This is a genomic window from Rhizobium sp. BK008 (assembly GCF_014197345.1).
GTDB lineage: Bacteria > Pseudomonadota > Alphaproteobacteria > Rhizobiales > Rhizobiaceae > Rhizobium > Rhizobium anhuiense.
This window is the reverse complement of record NZ_JACIFK010000001.1, coordinates 380,605-402,512: the sequence shown is the minus strand read 5'-3', so window position 1 is coordinate 402,512 and position 21,908 is coordinate 380,605. Positions and strand designations below refer to the sequence as shown.

The following is a 21,908-nucleotide window of genomic DNA, read 5'->3' as shown; positions in this document are numbered from 1 at the left end:
GGCATACTGAGCGATCCCGCCGATGCTCCCTACAGCGCAGCTTTCAAGGTGGCGGGTCGGAAAATACAGGCTGCGGCCAGCGTAGAAGAGCGGCCTGCCCTGCAGGCGTCAGGGCATAAACGCCTTTTTCCATGCGCTCGAACCATCCGTAGACGTTGTCGCGCAGGATCGGGCCGGCCTTGGGCGTAAGCGCCTTCATATCCCGCGGCCGCGCCAATCCCCGCTCGAGTGCGGCGGCGCACAACAGCGCCTGCTGGCGATAGGAGGTCATGATCGGCGCCCGCGAGCCGCCGCCGACGGCCGGATCACCGCGGCGGCGCTGATGCTCCTTGACGAGGCGCGAGCGCCGCTTCGGATTGGTGCGCGGCATCGGCGAGACGGAGCTGACGATGACGCTGACCTCGCCGCCATCGGAAACGCCGAGCATGCCGATGCCGAGGCGCCGGCAGAGGTCGCGGTAGCGTCTGTCGGCCTCTCGCCCGCGCCCCTTGGCGGAAACGCGGGCCGCGATCCAGACCTCATCGCTCATCGCCGCCCGGTCGACCGCCTGCAGAAGCAGTTCGAGGTTGAAGGAGAGTTTGAGTTCGCAGACCACCACGACCGGCGGCTCGCCATCGCTCAACCCCACGAGATCGCATCCGCCGACCTCGCCCTTGACGACATAACCGGCCGCCTCCAGGAAAGCTTTGACCGGCAGGTAGAGTGATGTCTCCATGCTGAAAACCGCGCCTCAGGCGGCGTTGAGATCGGCAATCTCGCCATATCGCGCGAGCAACCGCGGCGACGACATGTCGCCGGTTTCTTCATCGACGATTACGGCATAGGCCGCCACGCCGACGAAACGCTGCGCCATCGCCGAAGCGATCTTTTCCGCGCTGACGGAGTTCGATGCCTGGCGCATTTCACCGGGCACGAGATTGCCGCGGTTCTTACGATAAGGGAGAATGATGAACTTTTCAGCATTGGCCACGGCGACGGGCTCCGATTGATCGTTCCTGAAATGTTCTGATTTACGGGAAGAAGTCAACCGAACTCTGATGTGAACGCCGCTGACCCGCCTTTCCCTTCCCGCAAAGCAGGAAGGGAGAGGTGGAATTGCGCTCAGGCAGCTTTGGTCTTCACCTTGCGCGCCAGATGCGCCACCACATTCTCGATCATCCGCATGCCGGCATCGCCGCCGAGCGTCATGATCGATTCGGGGTGGAACTGCACCGCGGCGATCGGCTCCTTCTCATGTTCGATGCCCATGATCGTGCCGTCTTCGCTTTCCGCCGTGATGATGAACTCGCGCGGCAGCGTCGAAGGATCGGCGAAGATCGAGTGGTAGCGGCCGACCGTCACCTCCTTCGACAGGCCGGAGAAGACGATGCCCGGCTCCAGCACGCGGATGCGCGATGGCTTGCCGTGCATCGGCAGGGCCAGATGGCGCAGTTCCCCACCATAGGCTTCGGCAAGCGCCTGCAGGCCGAGGCAGACGCCGAAGATTGGCAGATTGCGCGCCCGCGCCTTCTTGATCGTCGCCTTGCAGTCGAAATCCTTGGGGGTTCCGGGGCCAGGCGACAGCACGACGAGGTCGGGATTCAAACGGTCGAAGATTTCCTCCGGCACCGGCGTGCGCACGGTCGAAACCGTCGCCCCCGTCTGGCGGAAATAGTTGGCGAGCGTGTGAACGAAGCTGTCCTCATGATCGATCAACAGGATGCTGACACCCTTGCCGACGCTTGCGACGTCGCGCTGGATCTTGCCGGAATTACCGGTCTTGGCATCGCGGATGGCGGAAAGCATGGCGGAGGCCTTCAGTTCGGTTTCGGCTTCTTCTTCCTCTGGAATGGAATCATTCAGCAGCGTAGCACCAGCGCGCACCTCGGCGATGCCGTCCTTGATGCGCACGGTGCGGAGCGTCAGGCCGGTGTTCATATCGCCGTTGAAGCCGACCATGCCGATCGCCCCACCATACCATGCCCGTGGGCTCTTTTCATGGCTTTCGATGAAGCGCATCGCCCAGAGCTTCGGGGCGCCGGTGACGGTGACGGCCCAGGCATGGCTGAGAAAACCGTCGAAGGCATCCATGTCGTCGCGCAGCCGTCCCTCGATATGGTCGACCGTGTGGATGAGGCGCGAATACATCTCGATCTGCCGGCGGCCGATCACCTTGACCGAGCCCGGCTCGCACACCCGGCTCTTGTCGTTACGGTCGACATCCGAGCACATGGTGAGTTCGGATTCGTCCTTCTTCGAATTCAAAAGCTTGAGGATCTGCTCGCTGTCGGCAATCGGATCGTCGCCGCGCTTGATGGTGCCCGAGATCGGGCAGGTCTCGATGCGGCGGCCGGAAACGCGCACGAACATTTCGGGCGAGGCGCCGACCAGATATTCCTGATGGCCGAGATTGATGAAGAAGGAATAGGGCGACGGATTGATCGCCTTCAGCCGCCTGGAAATATCGGAAGGCTTGCTGTCGCAGCCTTCCATGAACTTCTGCCCCGGCACGACTTCGAAGAGGTCGCCCTTGCGGAAACTTTCCTTCGCCTTGGTGACAAGATCGGCATATTCGCCCGGCCGGTGATCGCTCTTCGGCGGAATGGAATCCGTATGCTGGAAGGGGTCGGGCGCGATATCCTGGGCCTTGCCCTCGGTCGAAACGCCGCCTTTTTCGAAATCGTAACGGTCGATCCAGGCCTTGGCGGCATAATTGTCGACGACGAGGATCTCGTCCGGCAGGTAGAGCACCATGTCGCGCTGGTCGGCGGGCCGCGTCAGCTTCAGATCGATCGCGTCGAACTGGAAGGCGATGTCGTAGCCGAAGGCGCCGTAAAGCCCGAGGCTCGCATCCGCCTGCGAATAGAACAAATCGGTCACGGCGCGCAGCACGGTGAAGACCGTCGGCATCTTCGAGCGCTCTTCCTCGGTGAACACCCGGTCCGGTGTCTTGACGGTCAGGTCGAGGCGACGGGCAGAGGAAGCGCCGAGCACAAGGTCGGCCACCGTCTTCAGCCGCTCGGTTACGAAGCCGAGGATCACTTCGCCACGTTCGTTAAAGGCTTCGATCCAGACGTCGCGCCCGAAGGAGGAGATGCCGAGCGGCGGATCGACGACGGCAGTATCCCAACGCGTGTATCGGCCCGGATATTCGTAGTTCGACGAGAACACCGCACCGCGGCGCTCGTCGAGCTTGTCGACATAGGAAGAGACCGCATCGCCGTAGGGAATCGCCCGCCGCTGCCGCGTGACGGATATCCCGCCCTTGGTCTCGTAGATTTCCGCACCATCATCCCGCAGGATCGTTACCATTGTTCCACTCCGTTATCGGGGCCCGGACGACAGGCGGCCATAAAACAAAAAAGCCGCCTCGAAGTTTCGGGCGGCTCACTCGTCGTCTTTGGACACGATTGGTCGAGGCCGCCTTAGCGAACCCACCACCAAACAGCAATGTTCAAGGACTTGATCATGAAAAATTGTTAGCCTGAGATCAGCCATTGCGCAAGAGGCGATTGCGGGATCGAAAAAGGGCGGCCCGAAAGCCGCCCTCCCCCAGCCTAGAAAGCGCGATCGCGATCAGAAAGTCTTGGTGATCGACACCTTGAACGTACGGCCCGGCTCCGAATACCATTCTTGGGGCTGCGACGCAGTCACCGAGGTCAGGTTGACGTCGCGCACGGCGAGCGCGTTGTAGTGCTCCTGATCGAAGATGTTGTAGACACCCCCCTGGATACGCAGACCCTTCAACTGTTCCGGCGTCCACCATGCCGTCAGATCGACGACACCATAACCGGGCGCATCGAATGTGGTCGCAACATCGTCGTCAGGCATGGCTGCCGAGAGCGTCGAGGAAAGATCGAAACCGTAGTTGTCGTTGCTCCAACCGCCGCCGATGATCGCCTTGAAGGGAGCAACCGATCGCAAGTATTTGCCCGTATCCTCGTTGCGGCCATAGGCATAGGCAAGCGACGCATGCAGGTTGATGCCATTGTTGAATGTCTTGACGGCACTGGCTTCAATACCCGAAATTGTGGCCGCAGACACGTTCGTGTAGTTGAACTCCGTAAAGCCGGTCGCGTCCCGGCTTGTCACCGTCTCGATAAAGTTCTGGTAGCGGGTGTGAAAAGCCGCAACCCGACCGGTAAAATCGCCCGTGTCGAAATTGGCGCCGATTTCGACGCCGCGGCCGATTTCCGGCTCCAGATCGGGATTGCCGAGCTGGGCGTAGCGGCCCGTCGGGTTATAGAAGCGGCTGTAGAGCTCGTCCACGGTGGGTGCGCGGAAGCCAACGGCCAGCTGTGCGTAAAGCTGCACGTCGGGCGTCAGGTCATATGTGGCAAGGATCTTCGGCGATAGGCCGGCTTCCGTCCGGTCGTTCAGGTCCCCGAAACGAGTAAGCCCGGTATTGCTTGCGAAACTTCCGCCGGTCGACGGATTGTAGTTGAACCAGTCGAAGCGGAAGCCGGGTGTCAACGCTAAGCCGGTATTGCCGATTTCGATCTTGTCTTCGAAGGTCAGCCCCAGGTTCTGGCTGTCGACATTGGGCACTTCCGCCTGGTTGTTCAGCGCCGGGCACGTTGTGGGCGTCGGGCAAAGTGCCCAGCTATACTGGCTCCAGCTGGAAATGCCGACGTCGAGGCCCACGCGAACGGAGTGGCTGAGACCGGAATATTCGAAATCCTTCGTCGCCGTGCCGCTGAAGCCCCAGGTTTCGTTTTCTATCTGGTTGTTACGGCCATAGGCCACATTGGCGGTCGTACGGCCCCGGCTGCCGGCTTCCTTCTTCAAATCCAGCCAATAAAGCGTTGCGCGCGCACTGCTGAAGAATGCGTCGGAAGACTGCGCCTCATAATCGTAATCGAGAGAAACGCGGTCGCGGTCGCGCAGTTCGCGGCCGTCATAATTGTCGATCCGGAAGTTGCGCGGCGTCGTGCCGCCCTGGAGCTCGCGCAGGTCGGTCTTGAGATCGCGGCGGAAGCGTTCGGCCGTCAGGCCGATGCGATGACCGCCTTCCAGCTCCTGTCGCAGCTTGAAGAGCAGGTTGTGCTGGTCGAAATCGGCGGGATCCGCCTCGGTGCGAGAGCGGCCATAGCTGTCGTTGTCGCCCATATTGTCGCGTTCATGGCCCTTGCGGTAGCCGCCCTGAAACAGGATCGACGTGTTGCCGATCTTCTTGGCAGCGGCGGCCGAGCTGGAAATGCTGCGATCCTCGCTGTCATATGTCGACTTGACGATCGCACCCCAATCCCGGCCTTCGGGAATGAGATCCTCCGGCTCGAGCGTATTGAGAACGATGGCGCCACCGAGCATGCCCGAGCCGCCCTTGCTCGAATCTGCGCCGCGCACGATATCGAGCGACGACAGCGAATCGAAATCGAAGGTATCGCCGCCGCCATTGGCGTTGGCCGGCGCGAAAGCACCCTGGCGCGAACTGTTCGAAATATACGGGATCGGAATGCCGTCAATGGTGGTCAGGATGCGAGCGCCGGAGAGGCCGCGCAGGTTGAAGCCCGCGTCGCCACGCGAGTAGTTCACACCTGCATCGACGCTGCGGCCAATATCGTCGAAATTGGTGACCTGCTTCTCTTCGAGCGTCTTGGCGGTGATCTCGGTCGCAAGCGGCGTGTCGGCGACGCTGCCCGGCGCCACGCGTTTGCCCTTGACGACGATCTTCTGCAGGACGGTGCTGTCTTCTGCGGTGGCTTGCGGCGTCGTTGCCGGAGCGCTTTGCGCGAAAGACTGCGAAACAGGAAAAACAACTGTGGCTGCCGTGCAGACCAACAAAACCGAACGCCAATGCCGGACGATCATAACCTACCCTCTAATGATGATTACCGGGCTGGCTGGTCGTGGCGCGTCAAACGCTCGAGGGGCTGGCTGGGCTTTTGCGGATGAAGGCGACGCAGAATTTCTGCCTTCTTTTTGCCGCATAAAAAACATGAGTTCTATTGTCAACATAATCCGGCGATTTATGTTGAATAATATTATCAAGTTTTAACGATCTTCCTAAACGTTGCGCATTTGCAACGAAAACCGCCCTCGCGCATTATCCCTAACTATCGGCAGCAGGGAATCGGATGCGTTGAGAAAACTTTCGATACTGGCGATCCTGATCGCCGCTACCGCCTTTCTTGCCGGCGCCCGCTTGCCCCCACAAGGTCCACTGCCCCAACCTCGGCCCGATGCCGGCGAGACGAGCAGCCCCACCTCTGTCCCGCCTGCGGAGGCGGAACCGCCCGCGCCTGAAGAGGTGCCGGCCCCTCAGCCGAAACCTGATGTAAAGGCTCCGGAGGCACCGAGCCAGCCGTCGACGCCGGGGGCCGAACCGGCCCAGCCTGCGCCGGCCGAACCCATGCAAGGCCCGCCGCTGCCCCCGGGCAAGCTTGAAAGCCCGCAGACCCCGACTGAAGAAAACAAGCCGCCAGCCGAGCAGACGCTCGAAGAACAGCATCTGACGATCGAACCCGAAAGCGACACCGAGCACGCCGAATGCACGGCCGCACTCCGGGCTTTGGGCGTCGTCTTCAAGGAAACGCCGCGTATCGATGACGGCAACGGCTGCGGCATCGACAAACCGATCATCGTCTCCGAAGCCCTGCCCGGCGTCAGCCTGAAGCCGGAAGCGACGCTCCGCTGCCCGGCAGCACTCGCCCTTGCCCGCTGGATGAAGGACAGCGTCATCCCGGCCGCCTCCGCCGCCTTGCCGGAGCAGGGCCGCATCACCACCGTCAACCAGGCAACGGCCTATATGTGCCGCCTGCGTAATGGCGCCGGAACAGGCAAGATCTCCGAACATGCCCGCGGCAACGCCATCGATATTGCGAGTTTCCATTTCGAAAAGGGCGAGGATGTCGCCGTCCGCTCCCGCCGCGAGGATCCGACGCTCACCGGCGCCTTCCAGCGCACCGTCAGCGCCGCCGGCTGCCTCTATTTCACCACCGTCCTCGACCCCGAAAGCGACGCGGCCCACGAGACGCATTTCCATCTCGACGTCATCGAGAGGAAGGGCGGCTATCGCTATTGCCACTAATCATTTCAACGAGTTGCGGTTCACGCTTGAATCAGGCCGTCGAACAGATGAGCAAGCGTTCTGAAGATCAGAACAAGCCCTCGATATAACCCTGATCGTTCAGGAAAATCCGCTCCGCCGACGGCGATTTCGGCAGGCCGGGCATCGTCATGATCTCGCCGGTGATGGCGACGACGAAGCCGGCGCCCGCCGAAAGCCGCACCTCCCGCACAGTGACGACATGGCCTTCCGGCGCCCCGCGTAGGTTCGGATCGGTGGAGAAGGAATATTGCGTCTTCGCCATGCAGATCGGCAGATTGCCGTAGCCCTGCTCCTCCCATGTCTGTAGCTGGTCGCGCACCGCCTTGTCGGCCGTCACCTCGCCGGCATGGTAGATCTTCGAGGCGACGATCTCGATCTTCTCGAACAGCGAAATGTCGTCGCCATAGAGCGGCTGGAATTTCGCTTGGCCGGATTCAGCCAGTTCCACCACCTTGTGCGCCAGTTCCTCGATGCCGGCCGAACCCAGCGCCCAGTGGCGGCAGAGGATCGCCTCGGCGCCGAGTCTTGAGACGAATTCCTTGACCGCCGCAATCTCGGCGTCGGTATCCGAGACGAAATGATTGATCGCCACGACGACGGGCACGCCGAACCGGCGCACATTGGCGACGTGCCGTCCAAGATTGGCGCAGCCCTTCTTCAACGCCGCCACGTCCTCGGTGCCGAGATTCTCCTTCTTCACCCCGCCATTCATCTTCAGCGCCCGGACGGTCGCGACGATGACCGCCGCATCCGGTTTCAGTCCGGCCTTGCGGCATTTGATGTCGAAGAATTTCTCCGCTCCGAGATCGGCCCCGAAGCCTGCTTCCGTCACCACATAGTCGCCGAGCTTCAGCGCCGTCTTCGTCGCCGTCACCGAATTGCAGCCATGGGCGATGTTGGCGAAGGGTCCGCCATGCACGAAGGCCGGATTGTTCTCCAGCGTCTGCACGAGGTTCGGCTGCATCGCATCCTTCAAGAGCACCGCCATGGCGCCGTCGGCTTTCAGGTCGCGCGCATGCACCGGCGTGCGGTCGAAGCGATAGCCGATGATGATGTCGCCGAGCCGCCGCTCCAGATCCTTGAGATCGGTGGCGAGGCAGAGGATCGCCATCACCTCGGAGGCGACGGTGATGTCGAACCCGCCCTGGCGCGGGAAACCGTTGGCGACACCGCCGAGCGAGGAGACCATGCTTCTGAGCGCCCGGTCGTTCATGTCCATGACCCGCCGCCAGGTGATGCGGCGAATGTCGATATTCTCTTCGTTGCCCCAGTAGATATGGTTGTCGATCATCGCCGCCAACAGATTGTGCGCCGAGGTGATCGCATGGAAATCGCCGGTGAAATGCAGGTTGATGTCTTCCATCGGCACGACCTGCGCATAACCGCCGCCGGCCGCCCCGCCCTTGACGCCGAAACAGGGGCCGAGAGAAGCCTCGCGGATGCAGATGATGGCTTTCTTGCCGATCCGGTTCAGCCCGTCGCCGAGCCCGACGGTGGTCGTCGTCTTGCCCTCGCCCGCCGGTGTCGGATTGATCGCAGTGACGAGGATCAGCCTGCCGTCCTTCTTGCCTGCCTGCGCCGCGATGAACTCAGCGCTGACCTTCGCCTTGTCGTGACCATAGGGAGCGAGTTGCTCAACCGGAATGCCGAGTTTCGCCCCGATCTCGAAGATCGGCTTCTTGGCAGCTGCGCGCGCGATTTCGATATCGGATTTGATGGCTGGCATGGATGTCCCCCGTCCGACCTCCGCGGACGCAGAGTCGTTGTTTTCCCCTTATCGAGATAGCGAAATATCGGCGAAGTGTGAATAGCGCCACGCCTTGCGGCAACCACGCTGGGCGTTTATGTGGCGGTCAACGATTGCGGTTTCACAGGGTGAAAACATGAAGTCACTGGAACTCATCATTGAGCGCATCATCCTGTCGAGCCGCTGGCTCCTCGTCGCCTTCTATATCGGCCTGGTAGCGGCGCTCGCCGTCTATGCCGTTTCCTTCGCCTACAAGCTCCTGAAGATCGCCTCCGGCGTCTTCGAGCTCGACGAAGCGGAGATGATCCTTGCCATGCTCAGTCTGATCGACGCAGCCCTCGTCGCCAGCCTGATCGTCATGGTGATGATCTCGGGCTACGAGAATTTCGTCAGCCGCTTCGATGAGGCCAGTGAGGCTGACAACGAGGTTTCCTTCCTCGGCAAGCTCGATTCAGGCAGCCTGAAGATCAAGGTCGCCTCCTCGATCGTCGCCATTTCCTCCATCCATCTGCTGCAGGTCTTCCTTAATGCCGACAAATATGCCGACGGCAAGATCATGTGGCTGACCTTCATGCACCTCGCCTTCGTCGCCTCCGCCGTCATGCTCGGCTTCCTGGAGAAGCTGATGAGCGTGACGTCGAAAAATGATTTGAAGGACAAGGGGTAAAGGGACGACGAACTGATTGTCCCACGTCAGTGAGTGGGCACACCGGCGTTCTTTTCCGCATCAATTCGAGGCCGCAGCTACAGGAGCGATCTCTGCCTCAGCTTTTCTGGGGCATCGAAGACTTTCCTTGGCATCGGGTCCACATAGGCGATCACCGGGCTCATCACCGTAAGGGATGATCCCGTTGACGATGCCAAGCTCGAGCGCCTGAGAACGAGGAATATTCTTTCGCTCAATCGAGGTCGCGAGCATCATCGTCTCGAAAGACTCGGCATTAACGCCCATCTCGTCGAAATAGGCGAAGAATTTCCTATCTTCAGCCGTCGTGGGTCTGACAAGGCCGATATCGGAATATCCGACAATCCGCGGCGTTCCGCTCATCAAGACGAGAGTACAGGTCGAAAGGCAGTATGCACCGCCGGCAGAGACCTCCCCCTCCGTCGGACCGCTTTTGGCCATGCTCGCCTTGCAACGCGGATCGAGCGTCGGGCAGTTCGGCAACCGCGTTCTGCCAATCGAGGTCTCCAGACCTGCCGCACGGATCACACGCCCCATCGCGAAAGCCGCATCCATGTCCCCGCCATTGGACTGAAGAACGAGCGGCAGCTTTCTTTCGCCGAGCGTCTTCAAGATTGCCGCCAGCCGAGCCGGGGTATCCGGCGTGATGTCTCCTTCCGCAGAAATCCACTGCGTGCACTCCTCCTGGCAATTGCCATGATACATCAGGAGAAAGTCCATCGGCAGAGTTGTCGGCTGTTTCTCGCTTGTGTCTGCAGTTGCGGGCGCCCCAGCCGCTTCGACCGCCGAATGGCCGTGGCAGGCGGCATCAGTGGCTGCACCCGCCACGCAGAGCGGCATGCCCGGCCACTCATTGTAAGCCAGCATGTCGGTGTTCAGCCCCATGCGAAGTGCATCTGCTGGCGGTACGATAGTGATGCGATCAGGAGGGGTACTCAACATCAAACCGATCAGATCGGCACTGACGCCCATCTCCTTCAAATAGCCCGTCAGGGCAGCGGCCGCCTTCTTTCCAAGTTTAGTGGAACTACTCTGCCCCGCGGATTTGCGTCCAACCTCCTTGCGGGAAATTTCCGTCTTCTTGCCATTCACGATCTTGTATTCGATGCGATAGGAGACACGCTCTCTCTTGTAGACGGTCGTGATCTGGTGGACACCGATGAAAGCCCATTGCGACGAGACGCGCGAGGTACCGCCGGCGAAAGCCAGAGGACATGCGGAAAAGCAGTATGCGCCATCCGAATAGGTGACGCCGACCGAGCTGCCATCCTTTTCGATAGCGGCGGCGCAGCGCGTATCGTCCGCTGGGCAATCCTTCAGTCGCGTGCCTCCAACGGCTGTTTCCAGACCGGCCTTGCGGATCATCCGGCCCATCGCATAGGCAGCATCGACCTCACCACCTTCTGACTGAAAGACCACCGGCAATTTCCGATCCCCGATTTTCTTCAGAATTTTTCGGAGCTGGCCGGGAGTATCGGTGGTTATGCGCCCCTCTGCCGATATCCATTCACGACAGTCTTCCATGCAGAGGAGGCTTCGTACGATGATGAAACGCATTGGCGCCTGCCCCGCCTGCTTCTTCTTCTCGGCAGCCTGTGAGATCGCGGCACCGATCGGCAAGCTCAAAAATAACAGGGCGAGTAATATAAGGAAAAACAGATGCTTGCGAAAAACAAAAATTGCAAAGCGCACGATTAAATCGCCTCAGTTATACATGAGAATACGATTAGCAATTGCATCGAACCGCAGCAAGCCAGATTTCGCTGGTGGTTACCGCCCAACCTCTTTCCCGAAGTGATTCTCTTCCTGTCCGGCTGCGTGAGATCCATCGCTTGCGGCCACGCGGGAGCCAAAGATACCGCAACGCTATTTTTGCAAGTCGAAACTCAACCAAGACGCGATCTACTGTGACTAATTTTTCACAATTTGAATGAATCGGCTTGCGCCAAGTCGGTTGGGACTAGCATCCCGCCGCCTTTCTGTGTTTGATAGCGGTAACATTGGGGCTGCCGGAGGCGTACAAATGTCTTACATGACTACCTCTGAAAGACAGTCATTGCTTTCGGCAGAGCTTGCGACTGCACGAACACGTGGCCTCTTTGCACAGGCGCTCGGCAGAATCTCCACAGCCTTCGGATTGTCGCATGCGACGCTGATGCACGCCCCTTCTCCCGAAGACCTTCTTTTGAAACCGCTGCTGATCGAGAGTTCGCTTCCGGCCGCCTATGTCAGGGAGTTTGATCGCGCCCACATGATGCGCGGTTGTCCATTTGGCGTGCGGCTGAGAGAGTCCGTTGTGCCGCCGGTCTGGCACCTCAACGACACCGTCAATGGTCAGGCCTTTCCTGCCGAACTGCGTGCCCTGATGCTGCGCCATGCCATACCGGCAGGCGTCGCCATGCCGACCATCGCAGCCGATGGCCAACGGTTGGTCTTCTGGTTCTGCGGCGACCGCGCCGCACTCGGCCAGAGCGAGATCAATGAGTTGGCAATGATCATTCTGCATGCACTCGATGCATACAATGCAGTCAAACGCAACGAGGAATGCGCGCATAACGCGCTGTCGACTCGCGAACTAGAAGTTGTACGCTGGACTGCCCAAGGCAAAACCTCGATCGAAATCGGCCAGATCCTGGCGCTCTCGGACCATACGGTGAACGCCTATATGACGAACGCGATCAAAAAACTCGATTGCGTCAACCGCACCCAGTTGGTAGCTAAGGCAATTCGATTGAAGCTGATCAACTGAGGCATCAGAAGAGAGTCGGCACGTCGTCCCGTGATCTGGGGGAATCGTGTCTCTTCGTTTCGAACAGCCCGTCATTGACAAGACAGCGCAATCCCGCGCCCACATCGGCATCACCGATGCGGAAATTGTCCAGATGCTTGCTGCCTATCGCCTTTTCGGCTTCTGGCGCATCGACATCGAGACTGGACATTTCTTTGCAAGCGAGGATGTGCACACGATCTTCGATCTCCCCTACAGCGACGGCCCCGTCAATCTGACAGAGCTGATGTCGCGCATTCATGAGGAGGACCGCAGCCTCATCGCTCAAACCTTCGAAGAGGCGAGCCTTCACCGCGCCGGTTTCCATTTTGTCTATCGTGTCGACAACCGGCTTGGCGGCTACAAGGTGGTGCGCAGCGTCGGCCGCTTCCGTGACGATGAAAGTGGCAGCGGCATCGTCGGCATCACCTACGAATTCGTCGAGAAACTGCGTGTCGTCGGCTTCGAGGACAACACGGCGTCTCGCTGACTCGACAGCGATAACGCCTGATTAGCTCGTCTGTTGGACGCGCGGGATTAGCGGTCGAGCACCGAGCGGATTTCGACGAGGTTCGAGCGCACCCTCAGAATATAAAAGCCCATGGTGGCGAGATGGCTCGGCATGATCCAGCCATCCTCGCGCCCGTTCGAGATGATCGCCGGCTGGATGCGCAGCGCCGCCTGGAACTGTCGCATGGTCCCGCCCCAGATCGCTCCGAGATTGCGCTCCGACACAACTTGCGAGAAATCGGCCTGGGCAGCCGCCATGATCGCGTAATAGCCGTAGAGCTGGCCGTAGGCGAACCAGAACCGGTCGTCGGCGCGGGTATCGAACCAGCCGCGATTGTGGTTTTCCGAGCGCTCGGCAAGCATATCCGAGGTGCCGCCGAGATCGTTGGCGATGCGGTCGATGAACTGCACCAGATTGTCGGCACGGCCATCGAAAATGGCGTTGCAGAGGGCGAGATCAGTGTTGAACTTGCGCAGGCTGCCGATCGCCGAGCGGTAATAGGAAGGCGTCGGCGTCTTCGGCCCGAAGGGATTGAACCCGAAATACCAGCTATATTCGTCGAACTGCAGATTGCCCCGCGCGCGCTGCAGGTCGTTGTTGATACCCGATGTGCCGCGCACGCGCCCGAGCGTGTCGACAAGCTCCACCGAGGTCCGCCGGACCGCCTGGTTGACGCCGCGCTGGAACGACGCCTTGTTGTCGAGGAAGGGCGTGTGATCCCAGTCGATGCCGAAGAAGCCCATCTTGTAGAGCAGCATGGAGGAAATCCATGCGTTCTGGTTCACATTGAAATCGGTCAGATCGGCCGCGACGTCGACGATCGCCGAGCGCTGGCAGGTCTTTGGCGCGGTCGCATCGGCTCCTTCAGCGACCGGCACGTCCTGCCCGGCGGCAACCTTGCGTTCGGAAAGCCGGTACTGGTCGACGAAGGCGGTGTTGAAATTCGTCCAGATCTGCGTCTGCCAGAAGAAATAGCCGTAAAGCACGACGAACAGCGCCACCAACGCGATGACCGGCAATCGGATCATCCAGCTCCGGCGTTGATACCAGCCATGTGCGGCAAGAAAAGGCCAGAAGGCCCAAGCGGCAAACAGGCGGGCCCAGCGGCCGATCGTCTGGCCGATCAGCCTGAAAAAACCGGCAATCCCGTCAAGCATCGTCGTCTCCTGTCAGGGCGAGGCGAACATCGGGACATTGCCGCCCCGCTGCTTCCACATATGCGCTCGATGGCCCGAGCACAACAACAGCCTCTCGATTTTTCGGATTGAAGTTATGGCGAAAAAGGGCGCGCAACGCGCCCGGCGATCAGGAACGCAGGAAAGGCAGGTTGAAACGGAAGGACCTGCGCGCCGTGTCGATCAGAGGTGCTCCCGATGTTGCCGGCGGCGGCTCGGCATAGGTCGGAAACCGCCTGGCGAATTCGAGATCGGCGCGGCTCTTTCGTCGCTCCAGATCCTGGGCGACCAGCATGCCCTTTTCGAACAGCCGGATCGGCGCGGCGATATCGGGAAAGAGTTCTGGCTTGATCCGCATCTTCATGCCCGGCCGGTCGGTATCGACCTGCGCCTGGTAGATGATCAGCCGCTCCTCGACATCGATCATCAGCTTGCGCAGCAGCACGTTGCAGGCGGCGATCCGGCCGTTCAGCGAATCGACAAAAGCCTGGAACAGGCCGATGAAGCGCTCGCGCCGCTGGCTATCGTCGCGCATCTCGTGCTCGCCGGCGGAAATCCGCTCGGCCTCCGCCTTCAACGCCCGCCGCTCCGCCTCCATCTGCTCCCAATGCACCCTGTTGCCATAGACGCCGATACGGCCCTGCGTCGTCAGCGCCTTGGCATTGAGCTCCTTCATCTTGAGGCGGGCGATATCGATGGAAACGACCAGCCGGCGCCGCTGCTCGACAATGTCGACGAGGCTGAGTTCGGCTGCCTTGTGCCGTTCGGTGAGCAAGGCGCGCTGGCCGGCGATCAGCCTGGCGAGCGCGTCCGATTTCGCCAAAAGATCGAGCAGCCGTTCGATGACGGGCGCCTCACGTACACGTGAGGTATACATGCGCCACATCCGCTGGCGCGACAGCCAGCCGGCCATCTTCTCGCGCAGCGTCAGCCCCCGGAAGCTGTCGAGATCGGCCGAAACCTCGGCCGTCAGCCGGTCGAGGGCAAAGACCAGCTCGGCCAGTTGGGCGTCGAGCCCCGCAGCATCGGCGATATGGGCCTGGAAGCGGACATTCTGCTCGATGAAGATCTCGTCGGCCGACCGTGTTTCGTCACCGCTAAAGGCGCCGATCGCAGCCACGCAATAGGCTCCCTCCGCCGCAATGCTCTCGGCAAGTCTGCCTGCGACTTCGTACTGGCCGTCGAATGGCGGGGGTTTGCGCACCTGATCTCTCCAGGGAATCTCCTGCTCAAGCTAGTCGCTTGCGGCGCCAAAGAAAACAGGCAGCTTCGCGGCTTCAGACCGGCTCGGCGATCCAGGCACCGTTCATCGCGTCGTCCCAATGCCTGCGGCAGAGCGAGACATATTTCTCGTTTCCGCCGACATCGATCTGCGCGCCTTCGTGCAACACTTTTCCCTCTGCGTCGTGTCGCACCACCATCGTCGCCTTGCGCCCGCAATGGCAGATGGTGCGCACCTCGCGCATTTCGTCGGCGATCGCCAGCAGTTCCTGCGAGGCCGGAAACAGCTTGCCCTGGAAATCGGTTCTCAGCCCGTAGACCATGACGGGGATACCGAGCCTGTCGACGACCCTGGCAAGCTGCCAGACATGGACAGGCGTCATGAAATGCGCCTCGTCGACGAAGATGCAGGATATCGGCGCCCCTTCGCCGCTCAACGTCGCGACCAGCCGAAACAGATCCTCGTGCGGCTCGAAGGGAATGGCGCTCGCCTCCAAGCCGATCCGCGAACCGATCACGCCCCGGCCCGCGCGCTCGTCGAAAGCGGCGATCAACTGCACGGTGCGCATGCCGCGCTCCTGATAATTATAGGAGGCCTGCAGCAGCATCGTCGACTTGCCGGCATTCATCGTCGAGTAGTTGAAATAGAGTTTTGCCATCCGATTTCTCCTTAATCGGCTTATTGAAAGCTCGGAATGGCAAAGAAAAGCCCCGTGGCGGCGATAATCACAGGAATCCACGCTCAAAAACCGCCGAAAGCCCCGAAAACAGGGCGTCGCGAAAAAATCCGCCGACGTCGCAATCGCATGGGTCGATACGACGCAAACGCACTGAGGTCGCTTGTCAAACTCGGTTATTGATGGTTGGCTTGGGAACTTAAAGACTGGGAGTCTAAAATGAAAACAACAAGCACATTCAAACTCGTCACTGCAACTGCCGTCGCCGCCCTCTCCGTTGCGACCGCCGCCTTCGCCGCAGATCCAGACAGCTGCTCTACGGTGCATTTCTCGGATGTCGGCTGGACTGACATCACCGCCACCACCGCCACCGCATCCGTCATTCTGAAGAGCATCGGCTATCAGACCGATGTTAAGGTCCTTTCGGTGCCGGTCACCTACACCTCGCTGAAGAACAAGGACATCGACATCTTCCTCGGCAACTGGATGCCGACACAGGAAAAGGATGTCCGTCCCTACCTCGACGATAAGTCGGTCGAATCCTTCGGCCCCAACCTTGTCGGCGCCAAGTACACGCTCGCCACCAACGCCAAGGGCGCCGAGCTCGGCATCAAGGACTTCAAGGACATCGCCGCTCACAAGGACGATCTCGACGGCAAGATCTATGGCATCGAGCCTGGCAATGACGGCAACCGCCTCGTCATGGACATGATCGAGAAGAACACTTTTGACCTGAAGGATATGGAAGTCGTCGAATCCTCCGAGCAGGGCATGCTCGCTCAGGTCGCGCGTGCCGACAAATCCGGCAAGCCCGTTGTCTTCCTCGGCTGGGAGCCCCATCCGATGAACACCAACTTCAAGCTGACCTACCTCACCGGCGGTGACGATATCTTCGGTCCGGATTTCGGCGGCGCCAAGGTCTACACCAACGTGCGGGCCGGTTACCTCGACGAATGCCCGAATGTCGGCGCGATGCTGAAGAACCTGACGTTCTCCCTCGACATGGAGAACCACATCATGGGCAAGATCCTCAACGACGGCAAGGAGCCGGAGGCTGCGGCTTCCGAATGGCTGAAGGCGAACCCCTCGGCGATCGAACCCTGGCTTGCGGGCGTCAAAACCCGCGACGGCAAGGGCGACGCACTGGCGGCCGCCAAGACCGGCCTCGGTCTCTGATGACATGAACGGGGCGGCTCGCCGCCCCGTTTCATTTTTGTCCGATTGTTGTTTTTCTGGATAGGCGCGCCCCTTGAATTGGATCACCGAATTTAAGATTCCCGTTGGCCCCTGGGCCAAATCCTTCGTGGATTGGCTGACCTCGAACGGCGAATGGTTCTTCAACCAGATCGCCTTCCTGCTATCGAGCGCCATAGACGGCCTGCTCTTCGTGCTGCAGAAGCCTCATCCGCTGATCGTCATCGCTGCCATCACCGCCATCGCCTTCTGGCTGCGCCGGTCGATCGCGGTCGCCGTCTTCACCTGTCTCGGGCTGCTGCTCATCGTCAACCAGGACTATTGGAAAGAGACGACGGAGACGCTCGCCCTCGTGCTCGCCGCCACCTTCGTCTGTATGGTGATCGGCATTCCGCTCGGGATTGCCGCCGCCCGCCGCCCTTGGGTCTATGCCGCCATGCGCCCGGTGCTCGATCTCATGCAGACCATCCCGACATTCGTTTATCTGATCCCGGCGCTGATCCTGTTCGGCCTCGGCATGGTGCCCGGGCTGATCGCCACCGTCATCTTCGCAATCCCCGCACCGATCCGGCTGACGCGGCTCGGCATCATCTCGACGCCGCCTTCGCTCGTCGAAGCCGCCGTCGCTTTCGGCGCGACGCCGATACAGGTGCTACGCAAGATCGAGCTTCCGTTCGCCACGCCGCAGATCATGGCGGGCCTCACCCAGACCATCATGCTGTCGCTGTCGATGGTCGTTATCGCCGCCCTTGTCGGCGCTCCCGGGCTTGGCGTGCCGGTCGTCCGCGCGCTGAATACCGTCAATATCGCCAAGGGTTTCGAGGCGGGTTTCTGCATCGTCATCCTGGCGATCATTCTCGACCGGATGTTCCGCACGGCGGGTGAAGGAGGCGGCGCATGACCGCGGTAAGCTTTAACAATGTCAGCATCATCTTCGGCGACCGGCCGGAAACCGCGCTTGCCATGGTCGACCAGGGCAAAACGCGCGACGAAATCGGCGCCACGACCGGCCTGGTGCTAGGTGTCGCCAATGCCTCGCTGACGATCGAGGAGGGCGAGATCCTGGTGCTGATGGGCCTTTCCGGCTCCGGCAAATCGACGTTGCTGCGCGCCGTCAACGGGCTCGCGCCCGTGGTACGCGGCGATGTCGCAGTCTCGGCCGCCACCGGCTCCGTCAACCCCTACAAATGCAATGCCAAAGCCCTGCGCGACCTGCGCACCCACACCGTCTCCATGGTGTTCCAGCAGTTCGCCCTCCTGCCTTGGCGCACCGTCGCCGACAATGTCGGCTTCGGTCTCGAGCTCGCGGGCATGCCGGAGGCCGAACGCAAGGTCCGCGTCGGTGAGCAGCTCGAACTCGTGAACCTGACGAAATGGGCGGACCGCAAGGTCAACGAACTGTCAGGCGGCATGCAGCAGCGTGTCGGCCTTGCCCGCGCCTTTGCCACCGGCGCCCCGATCCTGCTGATGGACGAGCCCTTCTCGGCACTCGACCCATTGATCCGCACCCGCTTGCAGGACGAACTCCTGGAGTTCCAGCGGCGGCTGAAGAAGACCATCCTCTTCGTCAGCCATGATCTCGACGAGGCCTTCCGCATCGGCAACCGCATCGCCATCATGGAGGGCGGCCGCATCATCCAGTGCGGAACGCCGCATGACATCGTCAAGAACCCGGCCGACCAGTATGTCGCGGATTTCGTGCAGAACCTCAATCCGATCAATATGTTGACGGCGGCCGACGTGATGCAGCCCGGCCTCGGCCAGACTGCCGCCGGCATGAGCGTCAGCGCCACGGCCCGTGCCGCGACGCCACTCGTCGATGTCCTCGATGCCCTTGCCCGCCAGCCGGGCAGTATCGGCATCGTCGAGAACGGCGCGATCGTCGGCACCATCTCGGCCCAGGATATCGTCGCCGGCCTCACCCGCCATCGCCGCAAGCAGGACGCTTGATGTTTTCCGTCCGCTTTGCCACAAAGCGGATATGAAAGATCAGCCCTCGCCCTTACGCGAAACCGACGACGAGGCCCGCAAGCTCGCCCGCGTGCTTCTGCGCTCCGCGCGGCACGCGGCGATTGCCGTTCTCGACCCCGAGACCGGCTTTCCCTTCGCCAGCCGCGTGCTGGTCGCGATCGACATCGACGGCACGCCCGTCATCCTGGTTTCGAGGCTGTCGGCCCATACCAGGGCGCTCGGCAGCGACCCGCGCGCCTCGCTCCTGACCGGCGAGCCCGGCAGGGGCGATCCCCTCGCCCACGGGCGTCTGACGACCCAATGCCTGGCGGAAGCCGTCGAGCGCGGGCACCCGTTTTACGAACGTATCCGCACACGTTTTCTCGATCGCCACACCAAGGCGAAGCTTTATATCGACTTCCCTGATTTCCTCTTCTTCCGTCTCAAGCCGGAGCAGGCCAGCCTCAATGGCGGCTTCGGCCGCGCCTACCAGCTCGATGGCAACGATCTGATAATCCAGTCGGCCGCGAATGAGGAGATCGCCGCCGCAGCGACGGCAGCAGTGCGAGATTTAGTAGAACGTCACCCCGATGTGGCCGAAAGGCTCGCTGACCGCCTAAAGGCGCCGGAATCGGGTTCTTGGCGTATTTGTGGTATCGATTCCTCAGGTTTCGACATGATTTCCGGCGATTTTCTGCTGCGACACGAGTTCGAAACCCTCGCTGTGGATGCCGATCACATTTGTTCAAACATATCTAAAATAGCATACTCGATACCTTAAATTTAGGTATATACAATCTTCGACCCCAGTTGCTAGTTTTTGGCATCAGTCAAAATCTCGGCTGAGGGGCCAGTGCCAGCACGCATGATGTACGTTTCGCATTAGGAAGATAACATATGGAAACCTCTGATTTGGCCGATCACACGAACGTGGCGGCAGCTTTATTGTCGGCCATGGCCAACCCGAAGAGATTGCTGATCCTGTGCAGCCTCGTGAAGGGCGAAGTCGCCGTCGGTGTGCTGGCGACGCAGGTCGGCCTCAGCCAGTCGGCTCTCTCTCAGCACCTGTCGAAACTGCGCGCTCAAAAGCTGGTCAAGACCCGACGGGACGCACAAACCATCTACTATTCGAGCACCTCCGAGCCGGTCATGAAAATTCTGGCAACGCTCGAAGATATCTACCTCGTGCAAAACAGGAATAGATCCGCCGCTTGATGATAGCGCTGACATGAATGTCGGCCGATGCCCTGCCGCAAGGGGATGTTCCCGGAGGCGTGGCAGCGATATTTCAGCACCTGAACATTAATGGCACGACCGGCAAATTTGCGATTTGCCGGTCGTGCTTTTTTCTTGAAAGCCATATTCTTCCTGCTCCCCTCACCGGAAAGACTTGCAGCATGACCGCGCCGAGGCGCTCGCCCGTGATCGAGCGAAGCAGCTTGAGCCTGCCGTCAGGAGGGGCTCCGGGACTTTTCCCGTTGACGCCTTGGGAAGCCCTGATAATTTGACCGGGCAGTAAAATATGGGCGAGAAGCCCCCGGGAAAGGGCCGTCAGCGGCCAGGAGAACAGCATGTCCAACCGCCTCAACGCACCGAACGATCTTCGCGCCTTCTGGATGCCGTTTACGGCAAACCGCCAGTTCAAGAAGGAGCCGCGTTTGTTCGTCGGCGCCAAGGACATGTATTATACGACCCATGACGGCCGTCAGGTGCTGGACGGCACGGCTGGCCTCTGGTGCGTCAATGCCGGCCACTGCCGCCCGAAGATCACCGAGGCGATCCGCGAGCAGGCCGGCGAACTCGATTACGCGCCGGCCTTCCAACTCGGCCACCCCAAGGCCTTCGAACTGGCAAACCGGCTGGTCGATATCGCCCCGGAAGGCCTGAACCACGTTCTCTACACCAATTCCGGTTCTGAATCCGTCGAGACGGCGCTCAAGGTGGCGCTCGCCTATCACCGGGTGAAGGGCAATGGTTCACGCTTCCGCCTGATCGGCCGCGAGCGCGGCTATCACGGCGTCAATTTCGGCGGCATCTCGGTCGGCGGCATCGTCACCAACCGCAAGATGTTCGGCACGCTTTTGACCGGCGTCGATCACATGCCGCACACCCACCAGCCCGGCAAGAACAGCTTCACCCGCGGCGAGCCCGAGCATGGCGGCGACATCGCCACCGAACTCGAGCGTATCGTCACTCTGCATGACGCCTCTACCGTCGCGGCCGTCATCGTCGAGCCGGTGGCCGGCTCCACCGGCGTCTTGATCCCGCCGAAAGGCTACCTGCAAAAGCTGCGCGAGATCTGCACCAAGCACGGCATCCTTCTGATCTTCGACGAGGTCATCACCGGTTTCGGCCGCCTCGGCGCTCCCTTCGCCGCGCAATATTACGACGTCAAGCCCGACATGATCACCGCCGCCAAGGGATTGACCAACGGCGTCATTCCGATGGGCGCCGTCTTCGTCACCTCCGAGATCCATGATGCCTTCATGAATGGCCCGGAGCACATGATCGAGTTCTTCCACGGCTACACCTATTCCGGCAATCCGATCGCCTCAGCTGCCGCGCTTGCGACGCTCGACACCTACAAGGAAGAGGGGCTGCTGACACGCGCCGCCGAGCTTTCCGACTACTGGGCCGACGCGCTGCATTCGCTGAAGGACTGCCCCAATGTCATCGACATCCGCAACACCGGGCTGATCGGCGCGATCGAACTCGACCCGATCGCCGGCGAACCGACCAAGCGCGCCTTCACCGCTTTCCTGAAAGCCTATGAAAGCGGCCTGCTGATCCGCACCACCGGCGATATCATCGCGCTCTCTCCGCCACTGATCATCGAGAAGCAACACATCGACGAGCTCTTCGGCAAGCTGCGGACGATCCTGCAAAACAACATCTGAAAAAGCTCGCAAGCTTCCGGCAACAGCGCCTGCGTCGCGCGTCAGAAAAGAGGC

Annotated in this window: 20 protein-coding genes; 10 read left to right on the top strand and 10 right to left on the bottom strand. The window is 60.7% G+C overall.

The genetic code is table 11. The features are described 5' to 3' along the window. Window positions 1–43: 43 nt before the first annotated feature. The 4 genes from FHT69_RS01835 to FHT69_RS01820 form a co-directional block, all read right to left on the bottom strand. A complete protein-coding gene (locus FHT69_RS01835; protein ID WP_183904837.1) occupies window positions 44–715 on the bottom strand; it encodes a DUF2161 domain-containing phosphodiesterase in 672 nt (223 codons plus the stop codon). A gap of 15 nt (window positions 716–730) precedes the next feature. Continuing rightward, complete coding sequence (locus tag FHT69_RS01830; RefSeq protein ID WP_047611312.1) at window positions 731–970, bottom strand: hypothetical protein; 240 nt, start codon at window positions 968–970, stop codon at window positions 731–733. Between the two features lie 131 nt (window positions 971–1,101). Then, window positions 1,102–3,291, bottom strand: a complete 2,190-nt coding sequence (locus FHT69_RS01825) for an anthranilate synthase (protein ID WP_183904836.1) — start codon at window positions 3,289–3,291, stop codon at window positions 1,102–1,104. 264 nt (window positions 3,292–3,555) lie between these two features. After that, window positions 3,556–5,790: a TonB-dependent hemoglobin/transferrin/lactoferrin family receptor gene (locus tag FHT69_RS01820; protein ID WP_063474511.1), complete on the bottom strand. Its 2,235-nt coding sequence runs from the start codon at window positions 5,788–5,790 to the stop codon at window positions 3,556–3,558. A gap of 271 nt (window positions 5,791–6,061) precedes the next feature. On the opposite strand from FHT69_RS01820, the gene FHT69_RS01815 reads away from it, so the two are divergent. Next, on the top strand, window positions 6,062–7,009 hold the full coding sequence (locus FHT69_RS01815) for an extensin family protein (protein ID WP_063474510.1): 948 nt from the start codon (window positions 6,062–6,064) through the stop codon (window positions 7,007–7,009). Window positions 7,010–7,076: 67 nt separating this feature from the next. On the opposite strand, the gene FHT69_RS01810 is transcribed toward FHT69_RS01815, so the two are convergent. Continuing rightward, window positions 7,077–8,756: a formate--tetrahydrofolate ligase gene (locus tag FHT69_RS01810; protein ID WP_029867912.1), complete on the bottom strand. Its 1,680-nt coding sequence runs from the start codon at window positions 8,754–8,756 to the stop codon at window positions 7,077–7,079. Between the two features lie 157 nt (window positions 8,757–8,913). Between FHT69_RS01810 and FHT69_RS01805 the strand changes: the two genes are divergently transcribed. Next, window positions 8,914–9,444: a TIGR00645 family protein gene (locus tag FHT69_RS01805; protein WP_080759844.1), complete on the top strand. Its 531-nt coding sequence runs from the start codon at window positions 8,914–8,916 to the stop codon at window positions 9,442–9,444. 60 nt (window positions 9,445–9,504) lie between these two features. On the opposite strand, the gene FHT69_RS01800 is transcribed toward FHT69_RS01805, so the two are convergent. Next, entirely contained in the window at window positions 9,505–11,154 is a 1,650-nt protein-coding gene (locus FHT69_RS01800) for a hypothetical protein (protein WP_183904835.1), read from the bottom strand. A gap of 331 nt (window positions 11,155–11,485) precedes the next feature. Here FHT69_RS01800 and FHT69_RS01795 point away from each other — a divergent pair, with 331 nt between their 5' ends. After that, entirely contained in the window at window positions 11,486–12,211 is a 726-nt protein-coding gene (locus FHT69_RS01795) for a helix-turn-helix transcriptional regulator (protein WP_183905363.1), read from the top strand. 46 nt (window positions 12,212–12,257) lie between these two features. Then, window positions 12,258–12,719, top strand: coding sequence for a PAS domain-containing protein (locus FHT69_RS01790; protein WP_029867908.1), 462 nt, complete (start codon window positions 12,258–12,260; stop codon window positions 12,717–12,719). 47 nt (window positions 12,720–12,766) lie between these two features. On the opposite strand, the gene FHT69_RS01785 is transcribed toward FHT69_RS01790, so the two are convergent. From FHT69_RS01785 to FHT69_RS01775, 3 genes are all read right to left on the bottom strand, one after another. Next, window positions 12,767–13,897, bottom strand: a complete 1,131-nt coding sequence (locus FHT69_RS01785; RefSeq protein ID WP_183904834.1) for a DUF2333 family protein — start codon at window positions 13,895–13,897, stop codon at window positions 12,767–12,769. Window positions 13,898–14,045: 148 nt separating this feature from the next. Further along, window positions 14,046–15,119 (bottom strand): hypothetical protein, encoded by a 1,074-nt coding sequence (locus FHT69_RS01780; protein WP_183904833.1) that lies wholly within the window; start codon window positions 15,117–15,119, stop codon window positions 14,046–14,048. Window positions 15,120–15,192: 73 nt separating this feature from the next. Next, window positions 15,193–15,795: a thymidine kinase gene (locus FHT69_RS01775; protein ID WP_029867904.1), complete on the bottom strand. Its 603-nt coding sequence runs from the start codon at window positions 15,793–15,795 to the stop codon at window positions 15,193–15,195. Between the two features lie 237 nt (window positions 15,796–16,032). Here FHT69_RS01775 and FHT69_RS01770 point away from each other — a divergent pair, with 237 nt between their 5' ends. The 5 genes from FHT69_RS01770 (at window position 16,033) to FHT69_RS01750 (ending at window position 20,172) form a co-directional block, all read left to right on the top strand. Further along, window positions 16,033–16,989 carry a choline ABC transporter substrate-binding protein gene (locus FHT69_RS01770; protein WP_029867903.1) on the top strand — a complete coding sequence of 319 codons (957 nt, stop codon included), beginning with the start codon at window positions 16,033–16,035 and terminating at the stop codon, window positions 16,987–16,989. Window positions 16,990–17,062: 73 nt separating this feature from the next. Next, entirely contained in the window at window positions 17,063–17,908 is an 846-nt protein-coding gene (gene choW / locus FHT69_RS01765) for a choline ABC transporter permease subunit (RefSeq protein WP_024319499.1), read from the top strand. Beyond that, window positions 17,905–18,957, top strand: a complete 1,053-nt coding sequence (gene choV, locus FHT69_RS01760) for a choline ABC transporter ATP-binding protein (RefSeq protein WP_029867902.1) — start codon at window positions 17,905–17,907, stop codon at window positions 18,955–18,957. Before choW ends, choV begins: the two co-directional genes overlap by 4 nt. 31 nt (window positions 18,958–18,988) lie before the next feature. Beyond that, window positions 18,989–19,738: a HugZ family protein gene (locus FHT69_RS01755; protein WP_029867901.1), complete on the top strand. Its 750-nt coding sequence runs from the start codon at window positions 18,989–18,991 to the stop codon at window positions 19,736–19,738. Between the two features lie 116 nt (window positions 19,739–19,854). After that, entirely contained in the window at window positions 19,855–20,172 is a 318-nt protein-coding gene (locus FHT69_RS01750; protein WP_003561417.1) for an ArsR/SmtB family transcription factor, read from the top strand. A gap of 73 nt (window positions 20,173–20,245) precedes the next feature. Here FHT69_RS01750 and FHT69_RS01745 read toward each other — a convergent pair whose 3' ends face one another. Further along, the gene (locus FHT69_RS01745) at window positions 20,246–20,530 is read right to left on the bottom strand and encodes a hypothetical protein (protein ID WP_183904832.1); all 285 of its coding nucleotides are present in this window, start codon (window positions 20,528–20,530) and stop codon (window positions 20,246–20,248) included. Here FHT69_RS01745 and FHT69_RS01740 point away from each other — a divergent pair. Then, window positions 20,529–21,854: an aspartate aminotransferase family protein gene (locus FHT69_RS01740; RefSeq protein WP_029867900.1), complete on the top strand. Its 1,326-nt coding sequence runs from the start codon at window positions 20,529–20,531 to the stop codon at window positions 21,852–21,854. The genes FHT69_RS01745 and FHT69_RS01740 overlap by 2 nt on opposite strands. Window positions 21,855–21,908: the final 54 nt, after the last annotated feature.